The organism is Oleiphilus sp. HI0086 (assembly GCF_001635225.1).
This window is the reverse complement of sequence record NZ_LWFZ01001090.1, coordinates 1-859: the sequence shown is the minus strand read 5'-3', so window position 1 is coordinate 859 and position 859 is coordinate 1. Positions and strand designations below refer to the sequence as shown.

The 859-nt window shown below is 51.4% G+C and carries 1 protein-coding gene; it reads left to right on the top strand.

Features of this window, described 5'->3' with window-relative positions:
- Positions 1-859 (top strand): class I SAM-dependent DNA methyltransferase (locus A3756_RS19240; RefSeq protein WP_231875578.1); only part of this gene is annotated, 859 nt, incomplete at both ends.

The window sequence follows — 859 nt, the reverse complement described above, 5'->3', positions numbered from 1 at the left end:
TTCAGGTTTAAGTTTTTACAACACCTCAAAAATGGATCTCTCCAAGCTGGGCCAAAACGGCATCAAACAAAACCTGGAAAGCTACATCCAAAGCTTCTCCAAAGATGCCCGTGAAATCTTCGAGTTCTTCAACTTCGCCGAATTCCTAGGCCAGTTAAACGATGCCGACTTACTGTTTAAAATCGTACAAAAAGTCCGCCAAACCGATCTTAGCCCCAAGGCCATCTCCAACCACGATATGGGCCTGGTGTTTGAAGAGCTGATACGCCGCTTTGCTGAAGGCTCCAATGAAACCGCCGGGGAACACTTTACCCCCCGTGATATTGTGCGCCTCACCACCTCCCTGGTATTTATGGAAGATGATGACGCCCTCACCAAGCCCGGCATCATCCGCACCATCTACGACCCCACTGCGGGTACCGGTGGCTTCCTCTCCTCGGGTATGGNATACGTGCACGAGTTAAACCCACAAGCGGTCATGCGTGCCTTTGGCCAAGAGCTTAACCCTGAGAGCTACGCCATCTGTAAAGCCGATATGCTGATCAAAGGCCAGGACGTCACCAATATTAAACTCGGCAACACCTTATCCAATGATCAGCTCGCAGCCTCCAAGTTTGATTATATGCTCTCCAATCCGCCCTTTGGTGTCGATTGGAAAAAGATCGAATCCACCATCAAAGACGAAAACACCCTCAAGGGCTACGACGGCCGCTTTGGCCCAGGCTTACCGAGAGTGAGCGATGGCTCGTTATTATTCCTCATGCACCTGATCAGCAAATTAAGACCGAACGAAGGCGATGTACATGGAGGTACAAGTGTCGCGGGAGGCAGGACGCCGGGAGCGACCGGTGGCCGTATT